Annotated in this window: 11 protein-coding genes; 4 read left to right on the top strand and 7 right to left on the bottom strand. The window is 68.4% G+C overall.

Annotated features, from left to right (window positions below):
- Position 1: 1 nt before the first annotated feature.
- From QPK29_RS29870 to QPK29_RS29850, 5 genes are read right to left on the bottom strand one after another with little or no spacing between them, the layout of a single operon-like run.
- The gene (locus QPK29_RS29870) at positions 2-1,450 is read right to left on the bottom strand and encodes an FAD-linked oxidase C-terminal domain-containing protein (protein ID WP_371772044.1); all 1,449 of its coding nucleotides are present in this window, start codon (positions 1,448-1,450) and stop codon (positions 2-4) included.
- Positions 1,447-3,102 carry an L-lactate permease gene (locus QPK29_RS29865; RefSeq protein ID WP_371772045.1) on the bottom strand — a complete coding sequence of 552 codons (1,656 nt, stop codon included), beginning with the start codon at positions 3,100-3,102 and terminating at the stop codon, positions 1,447-1,449. Before QPK29_RS29865 ends, QPK29_RS29870 begins: the two co-directional genes overlap by 4 nt.
- Before the next feature lie 26 nt (positions 3,103-3,128).
- The gene (locus QPK29_RS29860; RefSeq protein ID WP_371772046.1) at positions 3,129-4,574 is read right to left on the bottom strand and encodes a LutB/LldF family L-lactate oxidation iron-sulfur protein; all 1,446 of its coding nucleotides are present in this window, start codon (positions 4,572-4,574) and stop codon (positions 3,129-3,131) included.
- Positions 4,571-5,248 (bottom strand): LutC/YkgG family protein, encoded by a 678-nt coding sequence (locus tag QPK29_RS29855; RefSeq protein WP_371772047.1) that lies wholly within the window; start codon positions 5,246-5,248, stop codon positions 4,571-4,573. Before QPK29_RS29855 ends, QPK29_RS29860 begins: the two co-directional genes overlap by 4 nt.
- Positions 5,245-6,000, bottom strand: a complete 756-nt coding sequence (locus QPK29_RS29850) for a (Fe-S)-binding protein (RefSeq protein WP_371772048.1) — start codon at positions 5,998-6,000, stop codon at positions 5,245-5,247. The genes QPK29_RS29855 and QPK29_RS29850 overlap by 4 nt, the downstream gene beginning before the upstream one ends.
- A gap of 100 nt (positions 6,001-6,100) precedes the next feature.
- On the opposite strand from QPK29_RS29850, the gene QPK29_RS29845 reads away from it, so the two are divergent.
- A complete protein-coding gene (locus tag QPK29_RS29845; protein WP_371772049.1) occupies positions 6,101-6,793 on the top strand; it encodes a FadR/GntR family transcriptional regulator in 693 nt (230 codons plus the stop codon).
- A 157-nt stretch (positions 6,794-6,950) separates the two neighbouring features.
- Positions 6,951-7,322, top strand: a complete 372-nt coding sequence (locus QPK29_RS29840) for a hypothetical protein (RefSeq protein ID WP_056126807.1) — start codon at positions 6,951-6,953, stop codon at positions 7,320-7,322.
- Here the strand turns inward: QPK29_RS29840 and QPK29_RS29835 are convergent.
- Positions 7,319-8,062 (bottom strand): metallophosphoesterase family protein, encoded by a 744-nt coding sequence (locus tag QPK29_RS29835; protein ID WP_371772050.1) that lies wholly within the window; start codon positions 8,060-8,062, stop codon positions 7,319-7,321. The genes QPK29_RS29840 and QPK29_RS29835 overlap by 4 nt on opposite strands.
- A 1-nt stretch (position 8,063) precedes the next feature.
- Complete coding sequence (gene queC, locus QPK29_RS29830; protein WP_371772051.1) at positions 8,064-8,777, bottom strand: 7-cyano-7-deazaguanine synthase QueC; 714 nt, start codon at positions 8,775-8,777, stop codon at positions 8,064-8,066.
- A 94-nt stretch (positions 8,778-8,871) separates the two neighbouring features.
- Here queC and QPK29_RS29825 point away from each other — a divergent pair, with 94 nt between their 5' ends.
- Both QPK29_RS29825 and QPK29_RS29820 read left to right on the top strand, forming a co-directional pair.
- Complete coding sequence (locus QPK29_RS29825; RefSeq protein ID WP_371772052.1) at positions 8,872-10,752, top strand: autotransporter assembly complex protein TamA; 1,881 nt, start codon at positions 8,872-8,874, stop codon at positions 10,750-10,752.
- Positions 10,752-15,221, top strand: coding sequence for a translocation/assembly module TamB domain-containing protein (locus tag QPK29_RS29820; protein WP_371772053.1), 4,470 nt, complete (start codon positions 10,752-10,754; stop codon positions 15,219-15,221). Before QPK29_RS29825 ends, QPK29_RS29820 begins: the two co-directional genes overlap by 1 nt.
- The last annotated feature ends 142 nt before the right edge of the window (positions 15,222-15,363 follow it).

The raw sequence follows: 15,363 nt of genomic DNA, 5'->3' as shown, positions 1-15,363 counted from the left end.
TTCAAAAGCGCGGCAGGTTGGAAAACGGCATCCGCCCGTGGCGCACGTGCATGCGGCCGTATTCGGCGCAGCGGTGCAGGGTCGGAATCGCCTTGTCGGGATTGAGGATGCCGGCCGGATCGAAGGCGCGCTTCACCGCGAGGAACGCATCCAGCTCGGCGCGCGAGAACTGCACGCACATCGAATTGATCTTCTCGATGCCGACGCCGTGTTCGCCCGTGATCGTGCCGCCCACTTCGACGCACAGCTCGAGGATGTCGGCGCCGAACTGCTCCGCGCGGTGGAATTCGCCCGGCACGTTCGCATCGAACATGATGAGCGGGTGCAGGTTGCCGTCGCCGGCGTGGAACACGTTCGCGCAGCGCAGGCCATACTTCTGTTCCATCGCCTCGATCCGCTGCAGCACATGGGCGAGGTGCTTGCGCGGGATCGTGCCGTCCATGCAGTAATAGTCCGGCGAGATGCGGCCGACGGCCGGGAACGCGTTCTTGCGGCCGGACCAGAAACGCAGGCGCTCCGCCTCGTCCCGCGACACGGCCAGCGCCGTCGCGCCGCACTCGCTCAGCACCTCGCTCATGCGCGCGATCTCCTCCTCGACTTCCTCGGGGATGCCGTCGGATTCGCACAGCAGCACGGCGGCAGCCTGCGTGTCGTAACCCGCGTGCACGAATTCCTCCGCGACCTGCGTCGACAGCCGGTCCATCATTTCCAGGCCGGCCGGGATGATGCCGGCCGCGATCACGTTGGCGACGGCATCGCCGGCCTTCACGATGTCGTCGAACGACGCCATCACGACGCGCGCCACGCGCGGCTTCGGCACCAGTTTCACCGTCACCTCGGTCACGACGCCGAGCATGCCTTCCGACCCGATGGCGACCGCCAGCAGGTCGAGGCCCGGCGCATCCAGCGCCTCGCTGCCCAGCTCGACGATCTCGCCGTCCGTCGTCACCATCCGCACGCGCAGCACGTTGTGCACGGTGAGACCGTATTTCAGGCAGTGCACGCCGCCGGAGTTCTCGGCCACGTTGCCGCCGATCGTGCACGCGATCTGCGACGACGGGTCGGGCGCGTAATACAGCCCGTGCGGCGCGGCCGCTTCCGAGATCGCGAGATTGCGCACGCCGGGCTGCACGACGGCCGTGCGGGCGGTCGGATCGAGTTTCACGATCCGGTTCAGGCGCGCCGTCGACAGCACGACGCCCCCAGCGATCGGCAGAGCTCCGCCGGACAGGCCGGTGCCGGCGCCGCGCGGCACGATCGGCAGGTTCAATTGCCGGCACACGGCGATGGCGGCCATGATCTGCGCCTCGTTCTCCGGCAGCAGCACGATCATCGGCATCTGGCGGTAGGCGGCGAGGCCGTCGCATTCGTAGGGGCGCGTCTCCTCGTCGTTGGCAAGGATACAGCGGTCGGGCAGCACGGCGCGCAGCGCGGCGACAGCAGAATTCATCGGATCACCAGCAACGTGAACGGCCACACATACGCCTGCAGCGTGACCATGACACCGACCAGCACGGCCAGTGCGAAGGAATGGAAGAAGACGAAGCGCAGGATGTCGCCTTCATGGTTGATCCAGCGCGTGGCCGTGGAGGCGACGACGATGGACTGGGCATCGATCATCTTGCCCATGACGCCACCGGAACTGTTCGCGGCGCCCATCAGGTTCGGGGCCAGGCCGAGCTGCTCCGCCGCCACCTTCTGCATGCCGCCGAACAGCACGTTCGACGCGGTGTCGGAACCCGTCATCGCCACGCCGAGCCAGCCCATGAGGGTGCCGAAGAACGGGTACAGCGCGCCGGTGTTGGCGAAAGCGAGACCCAGGGTCGTGTCGGTGCCGGAGTAGCGCGTGAGCGTGCCCAGGGCCAGCATCAGCACGATGGTCAGCAGCGAGTAGCGCACGAGCCACAGGGTGCGGCAGAACGTGCGCACGATCGCGCCCAGGCTGTAGTGCATGAACAGCGCGCCGACGATGGCCGACAGCAGGATGCCGGTGCCCGTCGCCGACAGCAGGTTGAACACGTAGACGGCCGCTTCCGGCTCGGCGTGCGGTACCACCGGCGGCACGCGCATCACCAGGTTATGCAGGCCATCCATCGGGAATTTCGGCGCGAACAGCGTGTTGAAATACGCTTTCACCGGCGGCAGGCCCCAGATGAAGACGAACACGGTCAGGATGAGCCACGGCGTCCAGGCGCGCACGAGTTCCGCGCGCGTGTACTTGCCGACGCTGTCCGCGGGCCGGGCGGTCTCCGCCTCGCGGCCCTTCAGGCTGGCCGACGTCCACACGGTCTTCGGCTGCCACACGCGCAGGAACAGGATCAGCGACGCCATCGACACGAGGGCCGCGATGATGTCCACCAGTTCCGGACCGATGAAGTTCGACACGAGGAATTGCGGGATCGCGAACGACAGGCCCGTCACGAGGATCGCGGGCCAGATGTCCCACATGGCCTTGCGGCCGGCGAACGCCCAGATCAGCCAGAACGGCACGAGCAGCGAGAAGAACGGCAGCTGGCGGCCGATCATCGCGGTCACTTCCATCAGGTCGTAGCCGTGCACCTTGGCCAAGGTGATCACGGGCGAACCGAGCGCACCGAATGCGACCGGCGCCGTGTTCGCGATCAGCGACAGGCCCGATGCGGCCAGCGGCGAGAACCCGAGCCCGATCAGGATGCCGGCCGTGACCGCGACCGGCGTGCCGAAGCCCGCCGCGCCCTCGAAGAACGCGCCGAAGCAGAACGCGATCAGCAGCAGTTGCAGGCGGCGGTCGTTGGTGATGCCGGACAGCGAGGCCTGCAGCACCTTGAAGCTGCCGTTCTGTTCGCACAGCTGCTGCAGGAAGATGATGTTCAGGACGATCCAGCCGATGGGCAGCAGGCCGGTGAAGCCGCCCAGCAGCGCGGCCTTGCCCGCCATCGCGGCCGGCATGGAGTAAGCGAAGACGGCCACGCAAAAGGCCGCGGCCAGGCCGAGCGCGGCCGCGATATGTGCCTTGATGTGGAAGAAGCCGAGCGCGGCGAGCATCACCACCACGGGGATCGCGGCTAGCAGGGTCGATAGGACCATGCTGCCGAACGGATCATAAACCTGTTGCCATACCATCTAAGTCTCCTTGATTGATTGAATTCTTATTGGGCCTGATTCTTGTCGCGCAGCAGGTCGGCCAGGCTGCGCGGTGCGGGCTTGAGGGGGGTTCTGTATTTTGTCCAGCCCAGTTGCTGCGTCGGCGCCAACACACGCAGGCGCGTGGCCGCCCAGCGGAACATGCGGTAGACGCCGGGCCGGCCGAACGCGCCGCGCCAGAAGCGCCAGACGAGGCGCTCGCCGCGGCTGTACTTGGCGCCCTGCCCGCGCAGCGGATGTTCGACCTCGGCGTCGGGATCGCGGTTCGCTTCCGTGCGCAGGCGCACGAGCAGTTGCGGGATCGGGATGCGCACGGGGCAGACGTCACCGCACGCGCCGCACAGGCTCGATGCGGTGGCCAGGTCCGCCGTGGACTCCAGGCCCAGCAGGTGCGGCGACAGGATCGCGCCGATCGGCCCGGGATACGTCGTGCCGTACGCATGGCCGCCGATGCGGCCGTAGACGGGGCAATGGTTCATGCACGCGCCGCAGCGGATGCATTGCAGCGTGGCCCGCAGCTCCTCGTCGGCGTAGGCTTGCGTGCGGCCGTTGTCGAGCAGGACGAGGTGCAGCTCGCGCGGCCCGTCCAGTTCATTCGCGCGGCGCGGGCCCGAGATCAGGTTGAAGTACGTGGTGACGGCCTGCCCCGTCGCGGAGCGCGTCAGCAGGCTCGCGAGCGGCACGATGTGCTCCAGCTTCTCCACGACCTTCTCGATGCCCATGATGGCGATGTGCACGTCCGGCACGGTGGTCGACAGGCGGCCATTGCCCTCGTTCTCGACGAGCCATAGCGTGCCCGTGTCGGCGGCGGCGAAGTTCACGCCCGACAGGCCGATGTCGGCCTCGACGAACGCGTTGCGCAACGTGTGCCGCCCGGTCTGGATCAGGCGGTCGACGTCTTCCGTGTATTCCGTGTCCGGAATGTGCTCGGCGAACAGCGCGCCGATGTCGGCGCGGGTCTTGTGAATCGCCGGCATCACGATGTGCGACGGCTTTTCGCCCGCCAGCTGGACGATGTACTCGCCCATATCGGACTCCAGGCACTTGACGCCGCGCGCTTCGAGGTAGTGATTGAGCTCGATCTCCTCGCTCGCCATCGACTTGCCCTTGACGATGCTGTGCGCGCCGCGCGCGGTGGCGATGCCGTGGATGATCGCATTCGCTTCCTCGGGCGATGCCGCCCAGTGGACCGTGGCGCCGGCCGCCGTCAGCTTCGCTTCCAGCCGTTCCAGCAGCGCGGGCAGTTTGGCGAGCGCGTTCTTGCGCACCGCTTCGCCGAGGTCGCGCAGGCGCTGGAGTTCGTCGTCGTCGCCGAACTGGCTGCGGCGCTTGTCCTGCAAAAAGGTCATCGCGCCCTTGAAACTCTGGCGCAGCTGGACGTCGTCCAGCGCCGCGCGGCTGCGCGCGTGGAAGTCCTGGGGCGGGACGAACTGCAAGGGGGACGTGGTCATGCCGGCTCCCCGGTGACGATGACGACCCACGTCCAGCGCGGACCGTGCGCGCCGAAGGCCAGGGTCTGCTGGATGTCGGACGTGCGGGAGGGTCCGGTCGCCAGCACGAGGTTGGTCGGCATGCCGTCCTGCCAGCGCTCCGCGTGCAGCGCCTGGTGCAGGTCGGCGTGCAGGGTGTGCGCGTGGACGAGCGCGATGTGCAGCGGCGGCACCAGCGACACGGTGCGGGGACAATCCGTATCCGGCGCCAGCACCAGCGTGCCGGTGACGGCGATGCCGGAACGGGCGACCGTGAAGCCGGCATCGACGGTGCCGAACAGTTCTCCTTTCCAGTCTTCCAGCGGACGGTCGAAGGCGAGCGGTTCGACGCTCGGGGGCAGCGCGGCACGCAGCGCGCGGCCTTCGGCGCTCGCGCTGTCGACGAGGATGCGGCGCACGCCGGCGTCGACGATGCGTTGCGCCAGCAGCGCGGGCCATTCGTCGGCCCGCGCGCACCACGCCTGCGCGCGCACGGCCTCCAGCGCGGCCTGCATGCGCTGCGCGAGAACGTGGGGCGACTCTTCGTCGCGGCGCGCGTCGAAATGGGCGTCGATGCGGTGTTCGAGATCGTGGGTGTCGGCACCATGCGGAGCGGCGGCACGCAGGCGGCCCAGGATGCGGTCGCGCGCGTTCATGCCTGTTCTCCCGCGCCGCCGATTCGGCGCCACAGGAAGCTGGCCAGATGTTCGACGGCGAGCGGCGCGCGCAGGTAGCGCGCGGCGTGGCCGATGTTGAGCAGGCAGGCGCAATCGGCCGACACGACGCGGCGGCAGCCCGTCGCGCGCATGGATGCGACCTTGTCCGTGACCATGGCGCCGGAAATGTCCGCATGCTTGATCGAGAACGAGCCGCCGAAGCCGCAGCATTCGGATTCGCGCTCGTGCTCCACGCGCGTCACGCCGGGCACCGCGTCGACCAGCGCCACGCCGTGGGCCCGCGTGCCCATCTCGCGGCGCGCGGAACAGGAGGTGTGCAGGACGACGTCCTCGGACACGATGGGTGCTCCGGCCGGCATGGTCCACTCCAGCACGTGCAGCAGGAACGCGCCAAATTCGTAGACGCGCTCCGCCACGGCCTGCGCCTGTGCGCCGAGGACGGGATCGTCGCGGAACAGTTCGGGCCAGTGCTTGCGCATCATGCCCGCGCACGAGCCGGAGGGGACGACGATGGGCCAGGGCTCGGGAAACAGGTCCAGCTGGGCGCGGGCGACGGCGCGCGCCTCGTCCGGATTACCGCTGCTCCAGGCGGGCTGTCCGCAGCAGCTCTGGCCGCGCGGGTAGTGGACGGTGACGCCGGCCGCTTCCAGCACGCGCACGGCGTCGAGCCCGGCCTGCGGCATGAACAGGTCGATCACACACGTACCGAACAGATACACGTTGCGAGTCATGCAATGTCTCCAAAAGGGATTGGTTTTTTTCTTTTAGTTGTCAGATCTTTCCAGTATTCTCAGGGCATCACAAACTGGTTGGGCCAGAGAAGGAGAAGTCGTGGGACAGGTCAAGTCGGTCACCAGCAAACTTGAAGAGGCATTGCTTGAGGGCACTTTCCCAGCCAATTCGAAGCTGCCGTCGGAGCGCGAGCTGGCCGAGCGTTACGGCGTATCGCGCAACACGGTACGCGAGGCGATCCAGCAGCTCGGCGCGCGCGGGCTCGTGCGCATCCGCCCGCGTAGCGGCGTGTTCGTGTCGGACCAGCTGCGCACGGGCGCGACGTCGCCGTGGGGCCAGCTGATCGCCGACAGCCCCGCGCGGCGCGAAGACATCCTGGAATTCCGGCGCGTGCTGGAAGGCGCCACCGCCTATTTCGCCGCCCTGCGCGGCACGGACGACGACCTGGAGCGCATCCGCGGCGCGATGGCGCGGCTGGACCAGGCGCGCCGGGACGGCAACCATGCCGCCGAATCGCGCATCGACGTCGAATTGCACGAGGCGATCGCCCAGGCCTCGGGCAACAGCATGTTCCTGCACCTGCACAGCAGCGTCACGAAGATGATGCGCGAGCACATCATCCGCAACGTCGACGGCTTGCGCGAGCTGAACCAGTCGGTGTCGGAAATCCTGGCGTGGCAGCACCGCACGGTCTGCGACGCGATCTGCGCGCGGCGCCCGGAAGAAGCGCGCACGGCGATGCAGACGCACATCGACTACGTGCGCAGCCGGTTCGACGCGGACGAGGGATAGCCGACGCTGGTTGGGCCAGCGCCGTTCGTCCGCCGTTCGTCGTTCGTTGTAACGCTCCGACCCTCGAAAAATGCAGTTTGTCGCAGTCAGATGGAGCGCATCGGGACGTATGGATACAGTACGACCATCCGATCAACGAAAAACCCGAGGACCCATCATGAAAAAGACTGCCGCCATCATCATCCTGTTCCTGTTCGCCCTGCTCGTCTGGAACGTCTTCACGTTCGGCGACAGCGTCGTCACGATCGGCGACGAAGACATCGGCGGGCCGCTGGGCGCCGTGCTGGCGACCATCTTCGCGGGCGGCGGCATGCTGCTGGCCGGATTGATCATGCTGTTCGTGGGCGCCGTGCTCGCGGTGGTGTTCGCCGGCGTGGGCGTCCTGGTCATCGGCGGCCTGGCTTTAGGCGCCTGCGTGCTGGCCCTGCTGATTTCGCCGCTGCTGCTGCCGCTGCTGGTGCCGTTGGCCATCATCTGGTTCTTCGTGAGCCGCTCGCGCAAGCACCGCTACATGCAGCAAGCCGTCTAAATGCCTTCCACGAGCCGCATCGCGAACACGATCGGCAACCCGGCCGCGATCACCTTCCGCGCGGCCGCGCCGTGGTCATACGGCACCCTGAAATACTGGATCTCCCGCGCGGCATCGTCGAACACCGCATAGCACGCCGCGTTGTTCTGGTCGCGCGGCTGGCCCACGGCGCCGGGCAGCACGAGGTACTGGTGCTGCGGCTGCAGCGGGACCGCTTCTCCCGCCTGCGGCACGTGCCGGCCCATGCGGCCGTCGTCGGCCCGGCGGTACAGTGCGGGCGCATGCACGTGGCCGGAAAACACGATGCGGCTGCCGCTGGCGCGGATGCTGCGCTCGGCCTCATCGATCCCTGTCACGTATTCCCACCGCTCGGGCGCATGCGCGCTCGCGTGCACGAAGCACGCGTGGCCGTGTCGTTGGATGAGGGGCAGCGCGGCCAGGAAGGCCAGTTGTTCCGCATCGAGCTGGCCACCGGTCCAGGCGATGACTTCGCGCGCTTCCGCATGCATGCGCGCGGATGGCGGCCGCGTGACGGCGTAGTCATGATTGCCCTGCACCGCGACGGCGCCCCGCGCCACGTACGCCATCACCGTGCGCACGACCCAGGCCGGGTCGGCGCCGTAGCCGACGAAGTCGCCCGTGAACGCGTACTGGTCGACGTGCTGGCGCTGCGCGTGCGCGAGGCAAGCCTCGACGGCTTCGCGGTTCGCGTGCAGGTCGGTCAGCAGCGCGAGGCGCATATCAGCTACCCGCGCGCTCCCGCGCATACTGCTCGTAGCCGCGCGCGCGCAGCTCGCAGGCCGGGCACTTGCCGCAGCCGTGGCCCCACGCGTGCGGCGCACCGCGTTCGCCCAGGTAGCAGGTGTGGGTCTCGAAGCGGATCAGGTCGACGAGCGCCTCGCCACCGCACTGCTCCGCCAGCTGCCAGGTCTGCTTCTTGTCGATCCACATCAGCGGCGTCTCGACCTTCAGGCGCGTCGCCATGCCCAGGTTCAGCGCGACCTGCAGCGCCTTCATCGTGTCGTCGCGGCAGTCCGGGTAGCCCGAGAAATCCGTCTCGCACATTCCGCCCACGAGCACGTTCAGGCTGCGGCGATACGCGACCGTCGCGGCCACCGTCATGAACAGCAGGTTGCGGCCGGGAACGAAGGTATTCGGCAAGCCGTTGGCCTGCATCCGGATCTCGGCGTTGCTGGTGAGCGCCGTGTCGGAAATGCGCGAGATCAGCGACAGGTCGATCAAATGATCCTCGCCCAGGCGCTGGTCCCAAGTCGCGGACAGCGCGCGCATCCTGGCGAGCACGGGGGCGCGCACGTCGAGCTCGATCGCGTGGCGCTGGCCGTAGTCGAAGCCGATGGTTTCCACGTGCTCGTAGCGTTCCAGCGCCCACGCGAGGCAGGTGGTGGAATCCTGTCCTCCGCTGAACAGGACGAGGGCGGTATCGGGTTGGTGCATGATGAATTCCTGTATTGACGTCGGCGCCGAGTCGTCCGCCATTCGATTTGACAATCAGTTAAGATGTGACCGGCATATTGACGAATGGAGCGACATGATTTCCGCACGACCCGACCCATGCACGGCGATGGCGCCGGCGCGATCACGAATTTTGGCACAAATCGTGCTGGCCGTGAACGCGCTATTCCTCGTCCCGGTCGCGGCCGCGCAGGATCAACCGGCGCCGGAAGCGCCTTCGAGAGCCATCGATTACGACGTGCGCATCGACGCGCCGCGCCAGTTGCGCGACCTTTTGGAAAGCAATCTCGACCTGATGCGCTGGCGCGGCAACCCGCGCCTCGACATGGAACAGCTGCTGCGCCTCGTGCGCACGACGCCCGAGCAGGTCAAGACCCTCGTCGCCACGGAAGGCTATTACACGCCGAAGGTGTCCGCCGACCTCGACACGTCGGGCGCCAGGCCGCGCGCGCTCGTCGACGTCGAACCCGGCGAGCCGGTCGTCGTGGGCGATGTCGACATCGAGTTGCGCGGCTTCGTCCCGTTCGACAAGGGCAGCGCCCCGATCGACGCGGCCGCCCTGCGCAACCGCTGGACCCTGCCCGTCGGTGCGCGCTTCCGTACGGCGGACTGGGAAGCGGCCAAGCGCGGCCTCGTGCGCCAGGTGGCGCAAGCGCGCTTCCCGCGCGCGCAGCTGCTCGATTCTTCCGCCACCGTCGATCCGGACACGCACCGCGCACTGCTGAAGGTCGTCATCGACAGCGGCCCGGACGCGCGCTTCGGCGGCCTCAAGATCGAGGGCCTGCAGCGCTATGCGGCCAGCGTGATCACGAACCTGAACACGATCCGCCCCGGCGACGAATACAACGAGGCCGCGCTGCAGGCGCTGCAGGGCCGCCTGCAGGACACGGGCTATTTCGCCAGCGTGGAAGTGAGCGCCGACATGTCGTCCGTGATCGCGTCGAGGGTAGCGGACCTGAAGGAAAACGAGGGCGCGACGCCGCAGCCGCCGAGCGGCCCCGCGACCTTGCCCGTGCTCGTGCGCGTCACCGAGAACAAGCGCAAGAACGTGGCGCTCGGCGTCGGTTTCTCGACCAACACGGGCGCCCGCACGCAGGCCGAGTACGACGACCTGAACGTATTCGGCAAGCGCATGAAGAGCAACGTGCTGTACGAACAGAAGCACCAGGCCGCGAAGGCCGAGTTCTACCTGCCCACGACGACGGGCGGCTACAACAACAGCTTCGGCGCCGGCTACGACCGCCTCGACGCCAACGGGCAGATCACGCGCACGACGAGCATCCACGCCAAGCGCGCGTGGGGTTCGCCGCTGCTGGAAAAGACGCTCACCTTGGAAGCGCTGACCGAACAGGTGACCATCGACGACCTGCCGACCACGCGTGTCAAGAGCGTGCCGCTGACGTTCTCGATCACGAGGCGCAAGCTGGACAGCCTCGTGCAGCCGTCGCGCGGCTACATCGTCAACGCGCAGATCGGCGGCGCCTTCCTGCCCGTGCTGACGGACGAGAAATTCGTGCGCATCTACACACGCGGCCTCGTCTACAAGCCGGTCGGCGAGTCCGGCACGCTGATCATGCGCGGCGAATTCGGCGCGGTCGGCTCGAAGGACAAGAACGGCGTGCCGTCGACGTTCCTGTTCCGCGCCGGCGGCGACCAGTCCGTGCGCGGCTACGGCTACCAGCAGCTGGGCGTGCCGGTCGGTTCCGCCATCACGGGCGGCCGCTACCTGCTCACCGGCAGCGCCGAATACGATTACTGGTTCAAGCCGCCGTGGGGCGCGGCCGTGTTCTACGACGTCGGCAACGCGGGCGACAATTTCTCCGACCTGAAACCGAAGGTCGGCTACGGCGTCGGCGCGCGCTGGCGCAGCCCGGTCGGCCCGATCAACGTCGACGTCGCCTACGGCAAGGCGGTCCATAAGGTCCGCCTGCACTTCTCACTGGGATTCACGTTCTGATGGAAGCCGATCAACAAACGCCCCAAACCCCGGCACCAGTGCGCCGCTGGCCGCGCCGCGTCGGCATCGGCGTGGTCGTCGTCGGCGTCGTGCTGGGCGGCGCCGTCTGGTACCTCGGCCGCGAGACCACGTTGCAGATGATCGCCCAGCGCGTCGCCAACGCGAGCGGCGGCAAGCTGACCCTGTCCGGCGTCTCCGGCTCGCTGTACGGCCACATGCACATCGGCCACGTCGTGTTCCGCAGCGAGACGTCCGTGACGACCGCGGACGATATCGACATCGACTGGAAGCCCTGGCAATACCTGTCGCGCGGCGTCGAAATCGACAAGCTGTACGCCCGCGTGGTGCGCGTGGAGACGCTGAAGGAATCGACGGAACCGACGACGATGCCCACGCGCCTCGCGCCGCCCTTCAAGATCGCGGTCGAGGATGCGCGCCTGGCGCAAGCCATCTTCGTGAACAAGGGCGCGACGACGGAAATCGACGACATCCGCGCGCGCGTGCACGGCGACAAGGCGCAGTGGAAGCTCGACTACGCATCCGCGAACACGCCCTGGGGCCAGGTCGCGGCCAAGGGCAGCATCGCGAACACGCTGCCGTACAAACTCGATGCGGACGCGAGCCTGGCGCAGTCGCAGCCGGCGGCGCCGGCGCAGACCGAGGCGCCGCCGAGCCTGGGCGCGCAGCTGAAACTGCACGCGTCGGGCGATCTGCAGAAGACCGTCATCGACGCCAGCGGCCAGGCCGCGCGCGCGCAGGGCAAGGCGCAGATCGTGATGTCGCCGTTCGCCGACATCCCGCTGCAGGCGTTCACGCTCGACGCGCACAACATCGATCCCGGGTTCTTCAGCCCGACGCTGCCGAGCGCGGACCTGAACCTGGCCGTGGCGGTCCGGCTCGACCCGAACCGCAACATCGCCGGTACCGTCAACCTGACGAACGACGGCGCCGTCGGCACGCTGGACCAGCAACGTCTGCCGCTGCGGGCGATGCGCGGCCAGCTGGGCGGCAGCCTGACGGCCATGCGCATCACCGACGTGCTGATCGACGTGGGCAGCGCCGGCCGCTTCACGGGCAGCGGCAGCGTGCAGCGCGGCCCCGACGAACAAGGCCTCGGCACGGCCGAATTCGCGCTGCACACGGACCGCTTCGACCTGCACGACGTCCACGGCAGCATGAAGCCGACGAAGATCGCGGGCGACATCAAGGTCGCCAACACGAAGGACACGCAGACGCTGGACGTCAACCTGGCGGACGCGGGCCTGCGCCTCGCCGCGCAGGCCGCGCTGGCCGGCGACGTGCTCACCGTGCGCGACGCGCGCCTGTCCGCAGGCAAGAGCAGCGTGCGGATCACGGGCAATGCGAACCTCAAGGACAACAAGCCGTTCAAGGCGAATGCGGTGGTGAGCCGCTTCAACCCGGCCGACTTCGGCAAGTTCCCGCAGGCCGACATCAATGCCGAGATCAACGCGGCCGGCGCGCTCGCCCCGCAATGGAAGGTCGCGGCCGATTTCGCCGTGCGTCCGAGCCGGCTGTTCGACCAGCCGCTGTCCGGCCGCGGCAAGCTCGATGCGGATGCCACGCACGTGCATGACGTCGATGCGACGCTGGCACTGGGCCAGAACACGGTCGACCTGCGCGGCGCGTTCGGCAAACCGGGCGAAAAGCTGGCGTGGAAAGTCGATGGCAAGCAGCTGTCGGCGCTGCGCAGCGACCTGTATGGCGCCGTGCTCGCGAGCGGCGTCGTCACCGGGACGATGGAAGCGCCGCGCACGACGTTCGAGGTCGACGCCCGCAACCTCGGCTGGGTGCCGCGCGAACGGAAGAACGACAATGGCTCCGTGCACGCAAGCGGCGAGGCCTGGCTCTCTGGTAAAGAAGGCGCGCGCATCGTCGAAGTCACGGCCAAGGGCGACATGCAGCGCCTGAACCCGGCCGCCTTCGGCTCGCCGCTGGCCGGCAGCATCAACGGCGGCTTTACCGCCAGCGGCCGCACGGGCGCGAACATGGGCGGCGCCATCGACCTGGCGCTGCAGGATTCCACCTTGTCGAAATCGCCGCTGTGGGGCCACGCCAAGCTTGCGGCGGACAAGCGCCACGTGTCGAACGCCGACGTCGACCTGCACCTGGGCGGCAACGTCGTCGCCGCGAAGGGCGCGTTCGGCAGCGGGCGCGATACGCTGGACTGGCGCATCGACGCACCGCAACTGGCCGCGCTGGGCCCGGACTTCGGCGGCGCGCTGCGCGGGTCCGGCACCTTGTCCGGCACGATGGACACGCCGTCGCTGACGGCCGCCATCGAGGGCCAGAACATCCGCGCGATGGGCACGCAATCGGTGAAGGCGTTGAAGGCCACCGCGAACCTGGGCTCGGGCCGCGGCGCCGCCGATCCGCTCGCGCTGGACGTGTCGGTGACGGATTACGCGAGCACGACGACCGACAAGCAGGGCAACGTCAGCGAAACGAAGATCGCGTCCGCGCGCCTCACGTCGACCGGCACGCGCGGCGCGCACACGATCCAGGCTGCGGCACGCGGCGACAGCTTCGACGCCGCGCTGGCCGTGCACGGCGGCCTGACGGGCAATACGTGGAACGGCACGGTCGACGCGCTGAAGAACAGCGGGCGCTATGCGATGACGCTCGCGGCGCCGACGCCGCTGCGCATCGCGGGCGCGCCTGGCAGCGGTCTCGCGGGCCTCGCGAAACCGGAGCAGATCGCGTTCAACGGCGCGACGATCCGGTTGCCGGCCGGTTCCGTCACGATCGACTCGCTCGTGAAAATCGGCCCGCGCTGGAACACGCGCGGCAGCGCCACCGGCGTGCCGATGAATTATCTGGCGCAGGCGTCGGACGCGATGCGCCAGAACGTGCGCGGCGATTTGACGCTCGGCGCGCAATGGGCGATCGACCTGCGCGCGCCCACCGCGGCCGGCGCCGTGCCGCAGCTCGCGGGCAGCGTGCACGTGTTCCGCGAAAAGGGAGATTTGATCGCGGGCGACATCTCGCCGATCGCGCTGGGCTTGCGCCAACTGGACCTGCGCGCGGACGTCGCCGGCGGCGCGCTGCGCAGCCAGCTCGCACTGGACGGCACGCGCATCGGCACGGCCAACGTGGACGCCACCGCCCAGCTGCTGCAGGGCCGCGTCGACAACGACAGCCCGTTGAAACTGACGGCCAATGCGAACCTCGCGTCGCTGTCGTGGGTATCGCCGCTGCTCGGCCAGCCGGGCCTGGAAGTGGACGGCGCGCTGCGCCTCGCGGTCAACGGCACCGGCACCGTCGGCGCGCCGACGCTGAACGGCAACATCGAAGGCGACGGCCTCGCCGTGCGCTGGCCGGACCAGGGCGTCCGCCTGCGCAACGGCCAGCTGCGCGCCCAGCTCGCCGGCGACCAGCTGCAGCTGCAGCGCCTGACCTTGGAGGGCAACAGCGGCCGCGCGACGGCGGACGGCTTCGTGCGCTTTGCCGGCGGCGAAGCGACGATGAACCTGAAACTCGTCGCGGACAAGCTGGAAGCGCTGTCGCGCCCGGACCGCACCGTCGTCCTCAGCGGCCAGGCCAGCGTCGTGCGCGACGCACGCCAGTTCCGCGTCGAAGGCAACTTCAAGGCCGACCGCGCGCTCGTCGAACTGGCGCCGCAGGACCGGCCGACGATCTCGGACGACGTCATTGTCCTGGGCCGCGGCACCGCAGCCGCGCCGGCGAAGAAGGAAGCGGCGGTACCACTGACGATCGACCTGACGGCCGACCTGGGCGACGACTTCCACCTGCGCGGCATGGGCGCCGACGCCTACCTGGCCGGCAGCGTGCACGTGCTGAAGGTGGGCGACCGCCCGCCGCGCATCAACGGCACCGTGCGTACCGCCAACGGCACGTACGCCGCATACGGCCAGCGCCTGGCGATCGAGCGCGGCGTGATCACCTTCAGCGGCCCTTACGACAACCCGTCGCTGGACATCCTCGCCGTGCGCAAGCGTCCCGACGGCGAGCAGCTGAGCGAGACGAACGTGGAAGCGGGCGTGCAGGTGCGCGGCACGGCGCTGTCGCCGACGGCGAAGCTCGTGTCGACGCCGAACGTGTCCGACAGCGACAAACTGTCGTGGCTCGTGCTGGGCCACGGCATGGAAGCGACGACGGGCAACGAAGCCGACGTGCTGAGCGCCGCCGCCGGCGCCCTGCTGGGCGGCAAAGGCGGCACGGGTGGCATCACGAGCAAGCTGGCGAACTCGCTGGGCGTGGACGAACTGGGTGTGCGCCAGGGCGCGGGCCAGGCGTCCGGCCTGGAAAACACGGTGGTCACGGTCGGCAAGCGCATCTCGTCGCGCCTGTACCTGAGCTTCGAACAGGGCGCCGCGACCGCATCGAGCGTCGTGCGGGTGCGCTACAAGATCAACCCGCGCATCACCCTGCAGCTGCAGACAGGCACGAACACGGCGCTGGACGTGCTGTACTCCTGGGCGTTCGACTAAAACCGGGGTCAGAGCCCGAATTTAAGCAATGTCCAAGACGACATTTCCAAAAAACGGGCTCTGACCCTGACCCTTCCCCTCAAATTTTCACAACCTGCACCAAATTGATCAGTGTAAGTAGGGCGAGCTGGAAGGCGTGGTG

It is taken from the genome of Massilia orientalis, assembly GCF_030411975.2.
In the GTDB taxonomy this organism is placed as follows: Bacteria; Pseudomonadota; Gammaproteobacteria; order Burkholderiales; family Burkholderiaceae_D; genus Telluria; species Telluria orientalis.
This window is presented reverse-complemented; position numbering and strand designations above follow the sequence as displayed.

Bases quoted from the DNA above. Each gene is read 5' to 3' on its own strand.
- QPK29_RS29870 (WP_371772044.1), bottom strand. From the start codon at position 1,450: ATGAATTCTGCTGTCGCCGCGCTGCGCGCCGTGCTGCCCGACCGCTGT.
- QPK29_RS29865 (WP_371772045.1), bottom strand. From the start codon at position 3,102: ATGGTATGGCAACAGGTTTATGATCCGTTCGGCAGCATGGTCCTATCG.
- QPK29_RS29860 (WP_371772046.1), bottom strand. From the start codon at position 4,574: ATGACCACGTCCCCCTTGCAGTTCGTCCCGCCCCAGGACTTCCACGCG.
- QPK29_RS29855 (WP_371772047.1), bottom strand. From the start codon at position 5,248: ATGAACGCGCGCGACCGCATCCTGGGCCGCCTGCGTGCCGCCGCTCCG.
- QPK29_RS29850 (WP_371772048.1), bottom strand. From the start codon at position 6,000: ATGACTCGCAACGTGTATCTGTTCGGTACGTGTGTGATCGACCTGTTC.
- QPK29_RS29840 (WP_056126807.1), top strand. From the start codon at position 6,951: ATGAAAAAGACTGCCGCCATCATCATCCTGTTCCTGTTCGCCCTGCTC.
- QPK29_RS29835 (WP_371772050.1), bottom strand. From the start codon at position 8,062: ATGCGCCTCGCGCTGCTGACCGACCTGCACGCGAACCGCGAAGCCGTC.
- queC (WP_371772051.1), bottom strand. From the start codon at position 8,777: ATGCACCAACCCGATACCGCCCTCGTCCTGTTCAGCGGAGGACAGGAT.
- QPK29_RS29825 (WP_371772052.1), top strand. From the start codon at position 8,872: ATGATTTCCGCACGACCCGACCCATGCACGGCGATGGCGCCGGCGCGA.
- QPK29_RS29820 (WP_371772053.1), top strand. From the start codon at position 10,752: ATGGAAGCCGATCAACAAACGCCCCAAACCCCGGCACCAGTGCGCCGC.